At 65.3% G+C, this 16,347-nt stretch carries 15 protein-coding genes; 6 read left to right on the top strand and 9 right to left on the bottom strand.

What is annotated here, in order from left to right; translation table 11 throughout:
- Positions 1–2: 2 nt before the first annotated feature.
- Positions 3–974, bottom strand: coding sequence for a GDP-mannose 4,6-dehydratase (gmd, locus tag NRG23_RS19500; RefSeq protein WP_007924592.1), 972 nt, complete (start codon positions 972–974; stop codon positions 3–5).
- The gene (locus NRG23_RS19505; RefSeq protein ID WP_101284048.1) at positions 971–1,882 is read right to left on the bottom strand and encodes a GDP-mannose 4,6-dehydratase; all 912 of its coding nucleotides are present in this window, start codon (positions 1,880–1,882) and stop codon (positions 971–973) included. The genes gmd and NRG23_RS19505 overlap by 4 nt, the downstream gene beginning before the upstream one ends.
- A gap of 432 nt (positions 1,883–2,314) precedes the next feature.
- Here NRG23_RS19505 and NRG23_RS19510 point away from each other — a divergent pair, with 432 nt between their 5' ends.
- From NRG23_RS19510 to NRG23_RS19530, 5 genes are read left to right on the top strand one after another with little or no spacing between them, the layout of a single operon-like run.
- Complete coding sequence (locus tag NRG23_RS19510) at positions 2,315–3,919, top strand: glycosyltransferase (protein WP_257371748.1); 1,605 nt, start codon at positions 2,315–2,317, stop codon at positions 3,917–3,919.
- A complete protein-coding gene (locus tag NRG23_RS19515) occupies positions 3,919–5,223 on the top strand; it encodes a glycosyltransferase (RefSeq protein ID WP_257371749.1) in 1,305 nt (434 codons plus the stop codon). The genes NRG23_RS19510 and NRG23_RS19515 overlap by 1 nt, the downstream gene beginning before the upstream one ends.
- Positions 5,223–6,110, top strand: a complete 888-nt coding sequence (locus tag NRG23_RS19520; protein WP_016703971.1) for a methyltransferase domain-containing protein — start codon at positions 5,223–5,225, stop codon at positions 6,108–6,110. The genes NRG23_RS19515 and NRG23_RS19520 overlap by 1 nt, the downstream gene beginning before the upstream one ends.
- A complete protein-coding gene (locus tag NRG23_RS19525; RefSeq protein ID WP_009051668.1) occupies positions 6,107–7,264 on the top strand; it encodes an acyltransferase in 1,158 nt (385 codons plus the stop codon). Before NRG23_RS19520 ends, NRG23_RS19525 begins: the two co-directional genes overlap by 4 nt.
- Positions 7,258–8,082 carry a bifunctional 2-polyprenyl-6-hydroxyphenol methylase/3-demethylubiquinol 3-O-methyltransferase UbiG gene (locus tag NRG23_RS19530; RefSeq protein WP_257371761.1) on the top strand — a complete coding sequence of 275 codons (825 nt, stop codon included), beginning with the start codon at positions 7,258–7,260 and terminating at the stop codon, positions 8,080–8,082. The genes NRG23_RS19525 and NRG23_RS19530 overlap by 7 nt, the downstream gene beginning before the upstream one ends.
- 141 nt (positions 8,083–8,223) lie before the next feature.
- Here NRG23_RS19530 and NRG23_RS19535 read toward each other — a convergent pair whose 3' ends face one another.
- Complete coding sequence (locus NRG23_RS19535) at positions 8,224–8,850, bottom strand: LysE family translocator (RefSeq protein ID WP_028683611.1); 627 nt, start codon at positions 8,848–8,850, stop codon at positions 8,224–8,226.
- Positions 8,851–8,995: 145 nt separating this feature from the next.
- Between NRG23_RS19535 and NRG23_RS19540 the strand changes: the two genes are divergently transcribed.
- Positions 8,996–9,469: an Lrp/AsnC family transcriptional regulator gene (locus NRG23_RS19540; protein WP_009051665.1), complete on the top strand. Its 474-nt coding sequence runs from the start codon at positions 8,996–8,998 to the stop codon at positions 9,467–9,469.
- Positions 9,470–9,596: 127 nt separating this feature from the next.
- Here the strand turns inward: NRG23_RS19540 and lpdA are convergent, their stop codons facing one another.
- From lpdA to NRG23_RS19570, 6 genes are all read right to left on the bottom strand, one after another.
- A complete protein-coding gene (gene lpdA, locus NRG23_RS19545; protein WP_009051664.1) occupies positions 9,597–10,997 on the bottom strand; it encodes a dihydrolipoyl dehydrogenase in 1,401 nt (466 codons plus the stop codon).
- 231 nt (positions 10,998–11,228) lie between these two features.
- Positions 11,229–12,161, bottom strand: a complete 933-nt coding sequence (locus NRG23_RS19550) for a phosphatidate cytidylyltransferase (RefSeq protein ID WP_009051663.1) — start codon at positions 12,159–12,161, stop codon at positions 11,229–11,231.
- 1 nt (position 12,162) lies between these two features.
- Positions 12,163–12,786, bottom strand: coding sequence for a 1-acyl-sn-glycerol-3-phosphate acyltransferase (locus NRG23_RS19555; RefSeq protein ID WP_038574533.1), 624 nt, complete (start codon positions 12,784–12,786; stop codon positions 12,163–12,165).
- Positions 12,787–12,795: 9 nt separating this feature from the next.
- Positions 12,796–13,251, bottom strand: a complete 456-nt coding sequence (locus NRG23_RS19560; protein ID WP_038635742.1) for a hypothetical protein — start codon at positions 13,249–13,251, stop codon at positions 12,796–12,798.
- The gene (locus NRG23_RS19565) at positions 13,241–14,584 is read right to left on the bottom strand and encodes a phosphatase PAP2/dual specificity phosphatase family protein (protein ID WP_257375081.1); all 1,344 of its coding nucleotides are present in this window, start codon (positions 14,582–14,584) and stop codon (positions 13,241–13,243) included. The genes NRG23_RS19560 and NRG23_RS19565 overlap by 11 nt, the downstream gene beginning before the upstream one ends.
- Positions 14,584–16,341 (bottom strand): bifunctional alpha/beta hydrolase/class I SAM-dependent methyltransferase, encoded by a 1,758-nt coding sequence (locus tag NRG23_RS19570; RefSeq protein ID WP_257371765.1) that lies wholly within the window; start codon positions 16,339–16,341, stop codon positions 14,584–14,586. Before NRG23_RS19570 ends, NRG23_RS19565 begins: the two co-directional genes overlap by 1 nt.
- Between the last annotated feature and the right edge of the window lie 6 nt (positions 16,342–16,347).

Raw genomic sequence — 16,347 nt, forward strand, 5'->3', positions numbered from 1 at the left:
CCTTACTCCTTGGCGACGCGTTTCATGTCCGCATCCATCATCATGCGGATCAGGGTTTCCAGATGGGTCTTGGGTTTCCAGCCGAGTACCCGTTGGGCCTTGGCCGGGTTGCCCAACAGCACGTCGACTTCCGCGGGGCGGAAGAACGCCGGGTCGATTTTCACGTAGTCACGGTAGTTCAGGCCGACGTGTTCGAAGGCGATCTGGCACATCTCGCGCACGGTGGTGGTGACGCCGGTGGCTACCACGTAATCATCGGCCTTGCCTTGTTGCAGCATCAGCCACATGGCTTCGACATAGTCGCCGGCGAATCCCCAGTCGCGCTTGGCGTCGATGTTGCCCAGGCGCAGCTCCTGCTGCTTGCCCTGTTTGATCCGGGCGGCGGCGTCGGTGACCTTGCGGGTCACGAACTCGATGCCGCGCAGGGGCGATTCGTGGTTGAACAGGATGCCGCTACTGGCATGCAGGCCGAAGCTCTCGCGGTAGTTCACGGTGATCCAGTGTCCGTAGAGCTTGGCCACGCCGTAGGGGCTGCGCGGGTAGAACGGGGTATTTTCGTCCTGCTGCTCGGCCTGGATCAGGCCGAACATTTCACTGGTGGAGGCCTGGTAGAAGCGGGTGTGCGGGCTGAACTGGCGGATCGCCTCGAGCAGGTGGGTCACGCCCAGCCCGTCGACGATGCCGGTGGTCACCGGCTGGTCCCAGGAAGCGGCGACAAAGCTTTGCGCCGCCAGGTTGTAGAGTTCGTCGGGCGCCGCCTTGATCACCGCCCGTTGCACGGAGCAGGCGTCGGCCATGTCGCCATCCAGGTAGCGGATCTCGCCCTCGATACCCATCTCACGCAAGCGCCAGCGCGAGTCGCTGCTGCGTCGCGCCACCAGTCCGTGAACCTGATAGCCCTTGTCCAGCAGCAACTTGGCCAGATAGGCGCCGTCCTGCCCGGTGATCCCTGTGATCAGTGCACTTTTTGTCATTCTTGTCGTACCCGTGACTCCCAGTCGGACAGGATCGCCCGCAGGGATTGTTTTATTGTGGTTTCGGGCGTCCATCCGGTGACGGCTTGCAGCCTGGCGTGACTGCCACAGACACGACGCTGTTCTGCCCGTCGCAGACGGGCGGGGTCTTGAACCAGTTCCATTTCGACCTGAGCGATGTCCGCCAACTGCTGGATCAGGCTGCGGATGCTGTGCTCCCGGCCGGAGCAGATGTTGTAGACCTGGCCCGGCACGCCACTGCGCAACAGGGCCAGGTAAGCGTTCACCACGTCAGCGACATCGAGGAAATCGCGGGTGACGTCGATATCGCCGACCTCCAGCCGCGGTGCCTGCAGGCCGTGCTTGATCCGGGCGATCTGGCGCGCGGCGCTGGCGACGGCGAAGCTGTCCAGCTGACCGGTACCGATATGGTTGAACGGTCTGGCCACCATCACGGGCCAGCCTTCGCTCATGCCCCACTGCAGGCACAGGAGTTCGGTCGAGGCCTTGCTCACCGCATAAGGATTGCGCGGGGAGGGCGGCTGGCGCTCGTCGATGGGCAAGTCGTTTTCGCTGACCTGGCCGTAGACGTCACCGGAGCTGACGTACAGGAAGGTGCCGCTGAAGCCACGGGCTTTCAGCGCTTGCAACAGGTTGAGGGTGCCCAGCAGGTTGATCTGCAAGGTCCGGGCAGGATCGCGGAAGGCTTCGGGGACGAAGGTCTGGCCAGCCAGGTGAATCACCGCATCCGGCAACTCGGGCCACAGGTCTTGCAGGCTTTGCGGTTGGGTCAGGTCGAAGGGCGGCGCGGGCAACAGTTCCCAGCCTGAATCGGCAGCGCCCAGGCGGGAGCGTAGATGACGTCCCACGAATCCATTCAGGCCCGTTACAAACAGACGCTTTTTCAAGCAGCAGCCTCTTTAGACGGAGGCTTCGGCAATATTTGGACACATAATTCGTGTGAGAAATACGAAAACTCTGCTATTTCCCAGGGCCTTTCTATTGACGAAGCTTGTTGTAGTTGTTTGGCAGTCAATCTGTGCCAATTGCGCGGCAATTTCAATAAGTCCTACCGTGACCGGTAAGTTCTCGTTTTCCAGCATAGGAAAAATCTTGTTCTGAGGTTCCCGAATCTTAAACGGATGTGTTTAGAATGCCCCTCGTCTCGACCCAAAAACGATCAGGATGGCTGTCTCGGCGCCATGCAAAACTGACCAATAGAACAAGAACGTAGACGGGCATGAGAACGATGGATGCACGCCCACCAACACTGGCGTGGTGCCATGGCTCTACCGTCATTGTGTGAAGGTGCCAGGATGGCGGCTTCATCGTGAGATGCCATGAATTTCATTCTTTATTCGGATGTGAACGACGGCTCCATCAGCCAGAGCCTCGGGCGTCCGGAATACAGCTATTACTTCGTGCTCAAGGCCTATCGCCCGGTGCTGGAAAGCCTTGGGCGCGTTCATGTGGTGCAGACGCCCGCCGAGGTCGATCGGCTGTATCACGAGCTGCGGCTCAAGGGCGAAGACAGCCTGTTTCTTTCGTTCACCCCACCCCAGAAAACCCCGGCCGACCTGGACTGCCCGACCCTGTGCGTGGTGGCCTGGGAGTTCGATTCGATCCCCCACGAATACTGGGATAACGACCCGCACCAGGACTGGAGCCGCACCCTTGGCCGCCATGGCCGGGTGATCACCCTGTCCAGCCATACGGCCCGGGCGGTGCGGCGGGTGCTGGGTGAGCATTTCCCGGTGCTGGTGCTGCCTACCCCGTTGTGGGAGCGCTTCGACGGCGTCCGCGGGCAATACCCCAACGTCCCGGTCAACGCCGGCACTACCTTGCAAATCAAGGGCTGCATCATCGACAGCCGGACGCTGGGGCTTTCCGCCGATGGCCTGATCGCGCCGGTACTGGAAGAAGTGCCACCGTCTCCTGCTCCAGTCGAAGTCGAGGCCGAAATCGTCGCAGCCCCGCCGCTGACCGCCAGGCGCCGGCTGTTCATCGCCAAGCACTATCTGCGCGAATGGTATCGGGCGCTGGCCGGCGGCGAATGGCGCCGGCCGTTGTTCATCAGCAAGCACTACATTCGTGAATGCTACCGCGAGGGGTTGCGTGACCGGGTCCCCGAACGCCTGCGGGCGCTGATGGCCAAGCCAGGCCCGGAGCACGTTGTGCCAGCGCCACCTGCGCCTGAGCCAGAACCAGAACATCCCCAGGCCGTCCTCCCGGCCACCGACCAGCAGGTGGAGTTCCAGGTCGATGGCGTGGTCTATGTCAGCGTGTTCAACCCCGACGACGGCCGCAAGAACTGGCATCAGTTGATCACCGCGTTCTGCTGGGCGATGCGTGACACCGAAGACGCCACCCTGGTGTTGAAGATGACCCAGAACGACCTGTCGACCTATTACGTCGAAATGCTGACCCTGCTGTCGCAGCTGTCTCCGTTCAGCTGTCGGGTGGTGGCCATGCACGGTTATCTGGACGACGAGCAATTCGCCCGGTTGTACGGCGCGGCCAGTTTCTACGTCAACGCCTCGCGCTGCGAAGGCCTGTGCCTGCCGCTGATGGAGTTCATGGCCTGTGGCAAACCGGTGATCGCGCCGCTGCATACGGCCATGCTGGATTACATCGACGAAGAGGTGGCCTTCGTCGTCAAGTCCAGCCAGGAGCCGGCGATCTGGCCGCAGGACTCGCGCATCCTGTTTCGCACCCTGCGCCACCGCCCGGACTGGGGCTCGTTGAAAACCGCCTACCAGGACAGCTACCGCATGGCCAAGGAAAACCCCGTGGGCTACCAGTCGATGTCCCAGGCCGCGGCCCGGCGCATGCAGGAATACAGCAGCTTCGCCAGCGTGCAGGGGCGCCTGCGGGACTTCTTCGCCCTGACCTCGTTGACCGAGGCTGACGGCGCGTCCTCCCTGGCTGTGGCGGGTAACGCCTGATGCTGATCCTCATCCATTCGGAAACCAACCAGAGCAATATCCAGCAGAACCTCGGCCGTCCCGAATACAGCTACTACTTCGTGCTCAAGGAGTTCCGGCCGGTGCTGGAACGCCTGGGCCAGGTGCTGGAGGTCAGCAATCCCGACGAACAGGTGGACCGCCTGTATTTCGACTGCCAGAGCCGCGGCGAGGCGTGCATTTTCCTGTCGTTCTCGCCGCCCCATCGCACGCCCAACCACTACGCCTGCCCGACCATCCCGGTGTTCGCCTGGGAGTTCAGCACCATTCCCACCGAAAGCTGGCAGGGCGAGCCGCGGCATGACTGGCGGCTGGTCCTGGGCACCGCGGGCGCGGCAATCACCCACTCCAGCTTTACCGTGCGAGCGGTGCGCGATGTGATGGGCGAGGACTATCCGATCTGTGCGATCCCGGCCCCGGTCTGGGATCGCTTCGCCCGCCGTGGCGAGCAACTGGGCAAGCAGGCGCGGGCGTCCCGGGTGACCCTCAACCTGCATGGTCTGTTGCTCGACAGCCGCACCCTGGACCTGAACGCCTACGGTCCGAGCACGCTGCGCGAAGGCACGCCGCTGGTGCTCGATACCCAGGCCCGCGATTGCCAACTGCTGCTCGACGGGGTGGTCTACACCTCGGTGTTCAACCCCTACGACGGGCGCAAGAACTGGCAGGACATGATCAGCGCGTTCTGCACCACCTTTCGCGACTGTGCCGACGCCACCCTGGTGCTGAAACTGACCCACCACGATATCGGCAACGCGCTGGCCGACATGCTGCACCACCTCTACAAGAACCAGTCCTACCAGTGCCGCATCGTGCTGATCCACGGCTTCCTGTCCGATCCGGACTACGAGCGGCTGGTGGAGGCCACCTGCTATGTGGTGAATTCCTCGTTCGGCGAAGGGCAGTGCCTGCCGCTGATGGAGTTCATGTCCTGCGGCAAGCCGGCGGTGGCGCCGTGCAACACCGCGATGGCCGACTACATCGACCACGACAACACCTTCATCGTCGACTCCACCGACGAACTGACCGCCTGGCCCCACGATCCGCGGGCCGCCTATCGGACCCTGCGCTATATCACCAACTGGGATTCGCTGTGCTGGGCCTACCGCGCCAGCTACGACGTCGCCCTGCAGGACCCGGATCGTTATGCACGGATGTCGACCCATGCGATCGAAAGCCTGCGGCGTTTCTGTAGCCAGGCCATGGCCGAACAGCGCCTGGGTGAGTTCTTCCAGCAGGTGCTGGAGCGGCGCAAGGCACCTGCCACCCCCGGGCTTCCCACGTGATGCGGGCGTTTCTGCGACGTTTGCGCAGGGGCGCGCCGTTGCCTGCGCCGCTGCTGGCCGAAGCGCCCAAGGTGGCGGTTTCTCCCCGCGATTGCGGCTTGCGCGACGCCCTGCTCGACGGCTGGTTCCGTTCTGAAACCGGCGAGCTGCTCAAGGGCTTTGCCATCAGCGCTGAAGACACCCTGCTCGATGTCGGCTGTGGCGAGGGCGTGGCGACGCTGTTCGCCATGCGCCAGGGCGCTTCGGTGATTTTTACCGACAGCGAGTTCGACAAGGTGCGCGAGCTGGCCCGGCAAGTCGCCGAGCAATCGGACGTAGCCGCCCTGGGGCTGGTCAGCAACAGCCTGCCATTGCCGCTGGCCCAGGGCTGCGCCAGCAAAGTGGTGTGCATGGAAGTGCTGGAACACATCGAACAACCCGCGCCGTTTCTCGCCGAGCTGGTGCGCATGGGCCGCCCCGGCGCGCAATACCTGATCAGCGTTCCGGACCCGGTGGGCGAGCATCTGCAGAAGGGCATCGCGCCGCCCGGCTATTACCGCGCGCCGAACCATGTGCAGATCTTTTCCCGCGAAGGCTTTGGCCAGATGATCGAGGCCGCCGGGCTGGTCATCGAACACCGGCAGGCCACGGGCTTTTTCTGGGTCATGGGCATGATCTTCTTCTGGGCCAGCGAACGGGCCGCCGGCCGCGAGCCGCCGGGCGCCGTGCGCGACCGGATCCAGGCGCCGTACCCGGCGCTGATGGAAGGCTGGGCACGGACCTGGGAAGAACTGCTGGCGCAACCCGACGGGCTGGCGATCAAGCAGGTGCTGGATGGCTTCATGCCGAAAAGCCAGGTCATCATCGCCCGCAAGCCGCTGTCTGGCGCAGTGGCTGAGCCGTCTTGAACGACAAGCGGATCATGGACATCGAGCTGCTGCGGGGCATCGCGGTGCTGGGTGTGGTGTTCCATCATCTGCAAGGCAGTCTGTTTCGCGACGGGCTCGCCTGGCTGGGCAGCGTCGCGGCCTACGGCCAGTTCTGGTGGGGTGTGGACCTGTTCTTCGCCATCTCCGGCTTTGTCATCGCCCGCAGCCTGGTCCCGCAACTGCGCGCCTGCACCAGCGCCGCGCAGTTCTGGCAACGGACCCGCGACTTCTGGATTCGCCGCGCCTTCCGCCTGTTGCCCTCGGCCTGGTTGTGGTTGCTGCTGATGTTGCTGGCGACCCTGTTTCTCAATCGTTCGGGGGCCTTCGGCAGCCTGCACGCCAACCTGTGGGCCACGGTTGCCGGACTGTTGCAGTTTGCCAATTTGCGGTTCGCCGACAGCTTTTTCCACTATGAGTACGGCGCCAGTTTCGTCTACTGGAGCCTGTCGCTGGAGGAGCAGTTCTACCTGTTGCTGCCGCTGCTGGTGCTGTTATGCCGCAAGTACCTGGCCTGGGCGTTGCTGGCGCTGGTACTGGTGCAGATCCTGACCCTGCGCTCGGCGCTGCTGATGGTCATCCGGACCGACGCCATGGCCCTCGGCGTGTTGCTGGCGCTGTGGACGGCCCGCGGCAGCTACCGGCACTGGGAGCCAAAGTGGCTGGGACGGTATCCGGGGCTCGGCCCGCTGCTGTTGATCCTGTCGTGCCTGGGCCTGGGCTGGTTGGCCACCGATGGTTTTAATGTCACCCGTTACCGGGTTGGCGCCCTGGCGGTGCTCTGCGCGCTGTTGGTATGGATCGCTTCCTACAACCGTGACTACCTGTTGCCCCGCGGCCTGCTGAAAAGCCTGTTGGCCTGGGTCGGCAGCCGTTCCTACGGGATCTACCTGATCCATGTCCCGGTGTTTCTGCTGGTCCGCGAAGCCTGGTTCCGCCTGGCGCCCCTGGGCACGACCGGGCTGAACGAGCAGCCGCTGCTGGCAATGGCCTGCGCCGCGGGCCTGCTGCTGTTGCTGAGCGAACTCAACTACCGTGTCATCGAGTTGCCCCTGCGCAATCGGGGCGCCGAGCTGGTGCAACGCCTGGGTCCATCCCGTTCTCCCGTTCCCTCCACTGGAGTCACTTCATGCTGAGCCTTCTGAAAAAACTCACGGCGAGCGCTCCTGCGGCCGTGACGCCCGAGACACCGCCGCCGGCCAAGGTCGATCCGTACATGCTGGGCCTGCAGGACGCCATGCTCAGCGGCTGGTTCAACCAGGAAAACGGCGAGTTGTTCACCGGCTTTCCGGTGACGGCCGAGGACACCCTGCTGGATGTCGGCTGTGGTGATGGCGGTAACGTGCATTACTGCGCGATGCGCGGGGCGAAGATCATCATTGCCGACATCGATGCGGCCAAGGTCGAGGCGACGCGCCAGCGCCTGAGCGATACGCCGGCCCGCGGTGTCGAATGCCATGTCACCGACTGCAATCCGTTGCCGATCGCCGACGGTACCGCCAGCCGTGTGGTGTCCACCGAGGTCATCGAGCATGTGGACGACCCGGCGCAGTTTCTCTCCGAACTGGTGCGGGTCGGCCAGCCAAGCGCGCTGTACCTGTTGAGCGTGCCGCACCCGAGCTCCGAGGACCTGCAAAAGGACATCGCCGCGCCCGAGTATTTCCAGAAGCCCAACCATATCCGCATCATCAGCGAAGAGCAGTTCAAGCGGATGGTCAGCGACGCCGGGCTGGAGGTGCTCAGCCATAGCCAGTACGGCTTCTACTGGTCGATGTGGATGCTGCTGTTCTGGGAAGCCAAGGTCGAATTCAGCAACCCCGACCACCCATTGCTCGACCAGTGGGCGAACACCTGGCAGACCATCCTCAACTCGCCGCGCGGCGTGCAGATCAAGCACGCGCTGGACGCTGTGGTCGCCAAGAGCCAGGTCATCATTGCCCGCAAGCCGGCCTGAACCGGCGCGGGCTTTTGCCCGCTTGAATGAGGCAGGACGCTGGCTTTTGTAGCCGCTGCCGGAGGCTGCGATCGCGACCGAAGGGCGCAGATCGCTGAAGGCCTGCGGCCTTATCGCAGCCTTCGGCAGCGGCTACAGAGTTCAGGCCTGTTGCACGAAGGTCAGGCGCAGGGCAAAGCCGATCAGCAGGCTGCCGAACAGCCATTGCTGGACCCGCTGGGCGGCGCGGTTGTGCGCCAGCCAGCGGCCGATCCAGGCGCCGGCCAGGGCGTAGGCACTGTCGAACAGCAACCCCACCAGCACCAGCAGCAGGCCGAGGCTGGCGAACTGCGCCGCCACGGGGCCGGCCTGCGGGTCGATGAACTGTGGCAGCAGCACCGAGCAGAACAGCAGCGCCTTGGGGTTGAGCAGGTTGGTCAGCAGGCCGCGGCGGATCGCTTCGCGCCAGCGCAATGCGCTCGCGGCTTCGCCGTTTTGCAGGCTGGGCAGCAGGTTGGCCCGCAGGCACTGCACGCCAAGCCACAGCAGGTAGGCGGCCCCGCCCAGGCGTACCACTTCGAAGGTCCAGGGCGCGGCCTTGAACAGGGCGGCCAGGCCCAATGCCGCCAGCGCCACATGGCAGCCCCGGGCGATTGCCAGGCCTGCCGCGGTGGCCAGCGCCAGGCCCTTGCCCTGGCGGGCGCCGGTTTGCAGCAGCAGGATCATGTCGGGGCCGGGCAGCAGATAGACCACCGCCAGCGCCAGGAAAAACATCCAGAGTTGTGCCACCTTGCCACCCCTTTCGTTGTCGATTCGGTAGCCAGAGTCTAGGGCCGAAGGGCAGGGCAGGTGCTTGCGTAGTCAGCCAGCATGAGGGCGGAAATTGGCATAATCTTCCGTCTGGACATGGAGTGACTATCGGAAAATGCCAAAAATGAAACTGGACGCCTACGACCGCAAGATTCTCGCCGCCCTGCAGCGCGACGGCCGCCTGAGCAACGTGCAACTGGCGGAGGAGATCGGTCTGTCGCCCTCACCCTGCCTGCGCCGGGTACGGATGCTGGAAGAAGCCGGGGTGATTCGCGGCTACCAGGCCAACCTCGATCGCGATGAAGTGGGCCTGGGGCTGACGGTGTTCGTCGGGGTCAAGGTCGAGCGGCACACCGACGAGCATTCCGAAGCCTTCCACAAGGCGGTGACGGCGCTGCCGGAGGTGCTTTCGGCGTTCCTGGTGTCCGGCGAGTCGGACTTTCTGCTGCAGGTGGTGGTGCCGGACCTGCGCGCCTACGACCGCTTTCTCACCGGCAGCCTGCTGAAACTGCCGGGCGTCAGCGATATCCGCAGCAACTTCGCGATCCACACGGTGAAAACCCCGGGGGCGCTGCCGCTGGGGCATCTACCGGCCTGACGCGATCATCTGTAGCCGCTGCCGAAGGCTGCGATCGCGACCGAAGGGCGCGCAGGATCTGAAGATCGCTGAAGGCCTGCGGCCTTATCGCAGCCTGCGGCAGCGGCTACAGGGGCGGGACCGGGCTCTACATCTGCGTCGCCATCCCCTCGACATCCATCGCCGCCTGGCGCAATGCCTCGGAGCGGGTCGGGTGCGGGTGGCAGGTCAGGGCGATATCTTCGGCCGAGGCGGAAAACTCCATGGCCACGCAGTATTCGCCGATCATTTCGCTGACGCTCGGTCCTACTAAATGCACGCCGAGGATTTCATCGGTCTGCGCGTCCGCCAGGACCTTGGCGAAACCTTCGGTCTCATGGTTGATCTTGGCCCGGCTGTTGGCCGTGAAAGGGAACTTGCCGGCCTTGTAGGCCCGGCCCTCGGCCTTGAGCTGCTCTTCGGTCTTGCCGACGCTGGCCAGCTCCGGTTTGGTGTAGATCACACTGGGGATCAGGTTGTAGTTCACTTCACCGGCCTTGCCGACAATCTGTTCGATACAGGCCATGGCCTCGTCCTCGGCCTTGTGGGCGAGCATCGGCCCGGACGTGACGTCGCCAATCACCCACACGCCAGGGGCCTCGGTGCGGTGCTGGCGGTTGGCGAGCATGCCGCGCGAGTCGGTGCTCAGGCCGACGTTCTCCAGCCCCAGGCCCTGGGTATAAGGCCGGCGTCCGATGGCCACCAGCACGTAGTCGGCTTCCAGCAGCTGCGCCGTGCCGCCCGCCGCCGGCTCGATGCTCAATTGCACGCCGTTGGCCGAGGTGCTGGCGCTAGTGACCTTGGTGCCGAGCTTGAAGGCGATCCCCTGTTTGCCCAGGGCCCGTTGCAGGGTCTTGCCGGCTTCGCCATCGACGCCGGGGCAGATGCGGTCCAGGTACTCGACCACCGTCACCTGGGCCCCCAGGCGCCGCCAGACCGAGCCCAGCTCCAGGCCGATCACCCCGGCGCCAATCACCACCAGGTGCCGGGGCACTTCGCCGAGGGACAGCGCGCCGGTGGAGTCGAGGATGCGCCGGTTGTCGATCTCCACCCCGGGCAATGGCGTCGGCTCGGAGCCGGTGGCGATCACGATGTCCTTGGCCTGCAACCGGGTCTTGCCGCCGGCGCTGTCGGTCACCGTGACCTGGCCCGGGCCGTCGATATGGCCCCAGCCCTTGATCCAGTCGACCTTGTTCTTGCGGAACAGGAACTCGATGCCCTTGGTCAGGCCCGCCACGCTGTCATCCTTCTGCTTCATCATCTGGGCCAGGTTGAGGCTGGGCTTGACCTCGATGCCCAGTTCGGCGAATTCCTTGCCCATGGCCGCGTCATACAGCTCCGAGGCATGCAGCAAGGCCTTGGACGGCATGCAGCCGACGTTCAGGCAAGTACCGCCGAGGGTGGCGCGGCCTTCGACACAGGCGGCCTTGAGCCCCAGCTGGCCGGCGCGAATGGCGGCGTTGTAGCCACCGGGACCCCCACCGAGGATGACGACGTCGTAGCTGCTCATGGCTGTTCTCCTGCGATCGCAAAGACGGGTTTAAAGGTAGTCGAGCAAAAAATTATGACCGTAATATGGGCGTGCAAAGGGCTGGCGGTCAAGCAGGGGTGTTCACATTTCCTGTAGGAGCAGCCGGTCGACGCTCGATTGCTCGCGATGCGGCCAACGCGATTCAACGACAAGACCGCGTCGATGCCATCGCGAGCAAGCTTCGCTCCTACAGAAGAGGGGGCGGGGTGTTCAGGTCCACCAGTAGCGCACGAGGTGGAAGAAGATCGGCGCGGCGAAACACACCGAGTCCAGGCGATCGAGCATGCCGCCGTGGCCTTCGATCATGTGGCCCCAGTCCTTTACCCCGCGGTCGCGCTTGATCGCCGACATGACGATGCCGCCGGCAAAGCCCAGCAGGTTGATCAGCAGGGCGATCAGGAACGACTGCCAGATAGTGAACGGGGTGATCCACCACAGCGCGCCGCCGATCAGCGAGGCCAGCAGGATGCCGCCGACAAAACCTTCCACGGTCTTGGACGGCGACAGCCGTGGGGCGATCTTGCGTTTGCCGAAGAGTTTTCCACAGACGTACTGCAACACATCCGACATCTGCACCACGATCACCAGGTAGGCGATCAGCAGCAGGTTGCGCCCTTCGTAGCCGGCGATATCCAGGGTCAGCAGCGCCGGCACGAACGACACGCAGAACACTGCGATCATCAGCCCCCACTGGACCTTGGAGGCACGCTCCAGGAAGTGCGTGCTGTCGCCGCCCAGGGACGCGAGGATCGGCAGCAGCAGGAACACATAGACCGGGATGAAGATCGAGAACAGCCCGTACCAGTCGAAGTAGATCAGCAGGTATTGCACGGGCAGGGCCAGGTAGAACGCCGCCACCAGCGCCGGGTAGTCGCTGCGCCGGGTCGGCATCAGGGTCAGGAACTCGCGCAGGGCGTAGAAGGACACGGCGTAGAACAGCAGGATCACCGCGCTGGTGCCGAGCCAGAAGGCGACGCCGATCACCAGCACCATCACCCACCAGGCGTTGATGCGCGCGTTGAGGTTGTCGATCACCGAGCTCGGCGCGCCACGGGTGCGCAGCTTGAGCAGAAAACCGATCAGCGAGGCCAGCACCAGTACCGCGCCGATCCCGCCGAACAACATCAGGGTTTGCCTATCCATCTCAAGAATGCTCCGGGGCCATGGCCAGCAGCGCTGCGCGGCTGCGTTCGAGGAATTGCTCTTTGCTTTCGCCGTCCTCCAGGGACAACGGCGCGCCGAAGCTGGTGGTGCATAGAAGCGGCAGGGGCAGGAAACGACCCTTGGGCATCACGCGGTTGAGGTTGGCGATCCACACCGGGATCACCTGGGCCTGTGGGTAACTTTTCGCCAGGTGGTAGAGGCCGCTCTTGAACGGCAGCAGGCCTTCCTCCTCCAGGTTGCGCGTGCCTTCGGGGAAGATGATCAGCGAATCGCCGTTGGCCAGGGCGTCGAGCATCGGCTGCAAGGGGTTATCCACAGGCTCCTTGCGCTCGCGGTCGATCAGCACGCCGTTGAACACCCGGTTGATGATGTAGCGGCGCAGCGGGCGGGTCTGCCAGTAATCGGCGCCGGCCACTGGCCGCGTCACCTTGCGCAGCGCGGGCGGCAGCGAGGCCCACAGCAGCACGAAGTCGCCGTGGCTGCTGTGGTTGGCGAAGTAGATGCGTTGCACCGCCTGCGGCCCGCAACCGAGCCACAGGCTGCGCGCCCCGGTGATGGTGCGGGCGGCGGAGGTGATGAGGGTGGCGACCAGGGGTTCGAGCATGAGAATTCCTTATCCGGCGATGGCCAGCCAGGGGCTGGCCAGGATGAAGCCCAATGTCAGCAGTATTTGCGCCGCCAGCAGCCAGGCCTGGCGACGCAACAGGTTGAGGGCGCCGCGGCTGCGTTGTTGCCACGGGCGGCCGCCGGCGGTCGCCGGTTGCAGGCCGAGGGCGCTCAGCGCCTGGTCCAGCGCGGCGCTGCGTTCGGCCAGCGGCAGCGGACTGTCCGCCACTCGCTGGAACAACTCGGCATCGAAGGCCACCCGCAGCGCCCAGTACTTTTGCAGCACTCCCAGGAGCAGCAGGGCGACGCTCAGGGCAATGGCCCAGGGGGCGGACGCGCCGAGCAACCACTGGCCGAGGCCAAGCAGGGCGCCGAGCAGTGTCAGGCCTGTGGATAACAGGTCCAGCGAATGCCCGCGGCGCAACAGGCTCGCCACCGCATGCAGTTCCATATCAGTGGCCATGCACCTTCCCCTGGGCTGTGGATAAAGGCTCCAGGGCCCGGCGGTGCGCGGGTTGCAGGACGATCTGCGGGCGCGCGCGACGGATCTGCACGATGGCCGCATCGACGCTGGCGGCGCGGCCTGTGTACAACAGCCAGGCGGCCACGGCGGTGGCGCTACGCGAGTAACCCAAGGCGCAGCAGACCAGCAGCGGCGCGTGCTCGCGCAGGCTTTCGATGGCTTGCGCGGCCTCGCGGCATTGCGTGGTGGTGGGCGCGGTCAGGTCGAGCACCGGCACGCAGCGATAGGCCAGGTGGCGGCCGTCCATGGACAGCTCGGCGCACAGGTCGACCACCGCGCTGAACGGGCTGTCCTGCAGCTCGCCCGGGGTCGGCACGCGCCCGAGCCAGACGTTATCCACAACCTCGTCGGGCTGTGGATGCTTGCGTGTCCACAGCCGGGAATTGGTCCAGGCCGCCGCCAGGTAAGGCGCCAGCAGCCAGCGCGTGGCGTTGCTAAGGCGGCCGTCCGCGCCTTTCTGGAAACCCTTGGCGTCGAACAATCCGTAGTTCAGCGCCACCAGCAGCAGGGCCACGGCGGGCCACAGCAGCCACAGCCAGGTTGCGGCGAAGGCCAGGGCCGGCATGGCAAACAGCAGTGCTCCCAGGGCATAACGCAACGCCAGGCGCCAGCGCTGGCGATCGCGAGCCAGGCGCAGGTTCTGCAGCATACCGGGACGGTCCAGCGGCCACAGCCAGACGCACAGCCAACCGGCCAGGGCGCCTGTGGGCAGGTCGATAAAGTGGTGTTGATAAGTGGTCAGCACCGACACGCCGATCAGCGCGAACCAGCCGTGCACCAGCCAGCGCCAGGCGCCCTGGACATGCCGCGCGTAGCAGACCCACAGCACCACCAGCAGCGCGATGTGCAGCGACGGCGCCTGGTTGAACGGCTTGTCGAAGCCAGCCAGCACGTCGAACAGCCAGCCGAACAGGCCATCCAGCTCCGGGCGCTGGAAGGTGAAGCGCAACGGCCAGAGCAGGAAGCAACTGACGGCGATGACTTGCGCGGTCAACAGGCGCAAGGCGTGGCGCTTGAGTTCTTCGCGGCTGGTGGGCAGCAGCAGGGAAAAGCCGTACAGCAGGTCGATCGACCAGTAGGGCACGATGCTCCAGGCCCAGAACGGCATCTGCCGCTCCCAGTCGAACACCAGGCTGCCGACCTCGGCCCGTTGCGAGGTGACCCAGGTGGCGAAGCCGTAGGTGCCGAAAAACAGCGGCGCCAGTAGCAACAGCCAGAGCACCGCGGGTTTCAGCAGGCCGGGCTCGCGGGTGTATGTCGCGGCGACCGTCATCATTGCACCCGCTGCGCCAGCGACACGCTGAAAATGCCCCACTGATCGACGCGCAGGGTGATCCGGCGGAATCCCGCGGCCTCCACCAGTTGGTCCATCTCGGCCTGGGTCCGGCGACGCATGACCCAGGCCTGCCCCGCGCGGTGGCTGGTCAGGGCGCGGGCGATCAGTTCCAGCTGCGGGTGCCACGGCTGCCCGGTGTAGACCAGGTAACCGCCGGGCTCCACGGCGGCGGCCAGGCCCGCCAGGGAGTCGCTGACCATCTGGTTGTCGGCGAACAGTTCGTACAGGCCGGACACCACCGCCAGCGTCGGTTTGGGCTCCAGGGCCGCGAGGTCGTCGCGGTCGAAGGCGTCGGCCTTGACGAAGCGGGCGATCTGGCCCAGGCCTTGCTCGGCGATCAGCGCGCTGCCGTCGCGCACGTTGATGTCGCTGTAGTCGCGCAGCAGGATCGATTCCGGCAGCGGGCTGACGCCCTGCAAGGCTTCGAGAATGTAGCGCCCGTGGCCGGCGGCGATGTCGACGATGCGCACTTCGCGCTGCTGGGCGCGCAATTTCTCCATGGCCAGGCGCAGCAGTTCTTCCACATGCAGCTTGCGTTGACGAATGCCGCGCCAGCCGATGGAGTCCAGGTAGTTGCGGTCGATCATCCGGCCCAGGGCCGAGGTGCCGGTCGCTTGGTTGCGGTACACGTAGTCCAGGGTGCTGCCGGAGTCGAAACCGGTGTCGAACCCCAGCTTGACCCCGGCCGAGAGCTGGCTGCCCAGGCGCATGCTGGCGCGGGTCAGGCGCCAGTAGAGGTCGCGCAGGGAGTTATGCGGCAGCGGTGCCGCCAGTGCCTCGGATTCGGCGCAGGTCAGGCCCAGGCGGTCGGCGTCGAGCAGGGAAGGGCGGTTCAGCGGCCGCGCGAAGTTCTGCAGGATGAACCGTCGGGCGCTGGCGACGGCCGGGGCCCGGGCTTTCTCGCCGAGGGTGTCGTGGAAGAAGCCCGGCAGGATGTGTTTTTCCTTGTGCAGGCTGCCCAGGCGCTCGAAGAACTGCTCCTGGGGTCGGCGATGGACGACGAAGTCGGCGCCGGAGATCAGCAACTGGGTCGGCACCTGGATCGCCTGGGCGTCGGCCACCACCCGCTCGGCGGCTTCGTACAGGCCGAGCAGCACGTTCACCGAGATCGCCTTGGTGATCAGCGGATCGCTGTCATAGGAGGCCACCCGCGCCGGGTCGTGGCTGAGGAAGCGCGCCTTGACGTAGCTATTGACGAAAAAGTTGCCGCGAAACCGCCGCATCAGCGCCAGGCCCGGGCGGGCGAAAGGCACGTAGAGCTTGACCTTGAACGCCGGCGACGCCAGCACCAGGGCGCGGATGCGCGGTGCGTAGTCATGGACCCAGGTGGATGCGATCACCGCGCCGACGCTCTGGGCCACCACGGCCATGTGTTCTTCGTCGATGCCGTGGCTGGCCCGCAGGTGATCGCAGAAGGTCTGCACGTCGCGCACGCTGGTGGCGAAGCTCGGGCTGTCGCCCCGGGCGCCGGGCGACTGGCCATGGCCGCGGGCGTCCCAGGCGAAGAAATCGAAGGCCGGCAGGTCCAGTTCGTCCACCAGATGGGCGATGCGCGCGGAGTGTTCGTGGCCGCGGTGGAACAGCAGCACGGCCTGGCGCGGGCCGTCCGCGGGGGCGGCGGTGGCCGGCCAGTGGCGGTAGAACAGCTCGACGCCGTCGTGAGTGGTGAAGGTCTGGTGGAGAGCTTCGCGCATGGCAAC

The sequence above is a fragment of the Pseudomonas sp. T8 genome (assembly GCF_024610635.1).
GTDB classification, from domain to species: Bacteria; Pseudomonadota; Gammaproteobacteria; order Pseudomonadales; family Pseudomonadaceae; genus Aquipseudomonas; species Aquipseudomonas chlororaphis_I.

What these genes read in the sequence shown, in the direction of transcription:
- NRG23_RS19520 (WP_016703971.1), top strand. Translation starts at nt 5,223, where the DNA reads ATGCGGGCGTTTCTGCGACGTTTGCGCAGGGGCGCGCCGTTGCCTGCG.
- NRG23_RS19560 (WP_038635742.1), bottom strand. Translation starts at nt 13,251, where the DNA reads ATGGCCACTGATATGGAACTGCATGCGGTGGCGAGCCTGTTGCGCCGC.
- NRG23_RS19515 (WP_257371749.1), top strand. Translation starts at nt 3,919, where the DNA reads ATGCTGATCCTCATCCATTCGGAAACCAACCAGAGCAATATCCAGCAG.
- NRG23_RS19530 (WP_257371761.1), top strand. Translation starts at nt 7,258, where the DNA reads ATGCTGAGCCTTCTGAAAAAACTCACGGCGAGCGCTCCTGCGGCCGTG.
- gmd (WP_007924592.1), bottom strand. Translation starts at nt 974, where the DNA reads ATGACAAAAAGTGCACTGATCACAGGGATCACCGGGCAGGACGGCGCC.
- lpdA (WP_009051664.1), bottom strand. Translation starts at nt 10,997, where the DNA reads ATGAGCAGCTACGACGTCGTCATCCTCGGTGGGGGTCCCGGTGGCTAC.
- NRG23_RS19555 (WP_038574533.1), bottom strand. Translation starts at nt 12,786, where the DNA reads ATGCTCGAACCCCTGGTCGCCACCCTCATCACCTCCGCCGCCCGCACC.
- NRG23_RS19565 (WP_257375081.1), bottom strand. Translation starts at nt 14,584, where the DNA reads ATGACGGTCGCCGCGACATACACCCGCGAGCCCGGCCTGCTGAAACCC.
- NRG23_RS19550 (WP_009051663.1), bottom strand. Translation starts at nt 12,161, where the DNA reads ATGGATAGGCAAACCCTGATGTTGTTCGGCGGGATCGGCGCGGTACTG.
- NRG23_RS19540 (WP_009051665.1), top strand. Translation starts at nt 8,996, where the DNA reads ATGAAACTGGACGCCTACGACCGCAAGATTCTCGCCGCCCTGCAGCGC.
- NRG23_RS19570 (WP_257371765.1), bottom strand. Translation starts at nt 16,341, where the DNA reads ATGCGCGAAGCTCTCCACCAGACCTTCACCACTCACGACGGCGTCGAG.
- NRG23_RS19510 (WP_257371748.1), top strand. Translation starts at nt 2,315, where the DNA reads ATGAATTTCATTCTTTATTCGGATGTGAACGACGGCTCCATCAGCCAG.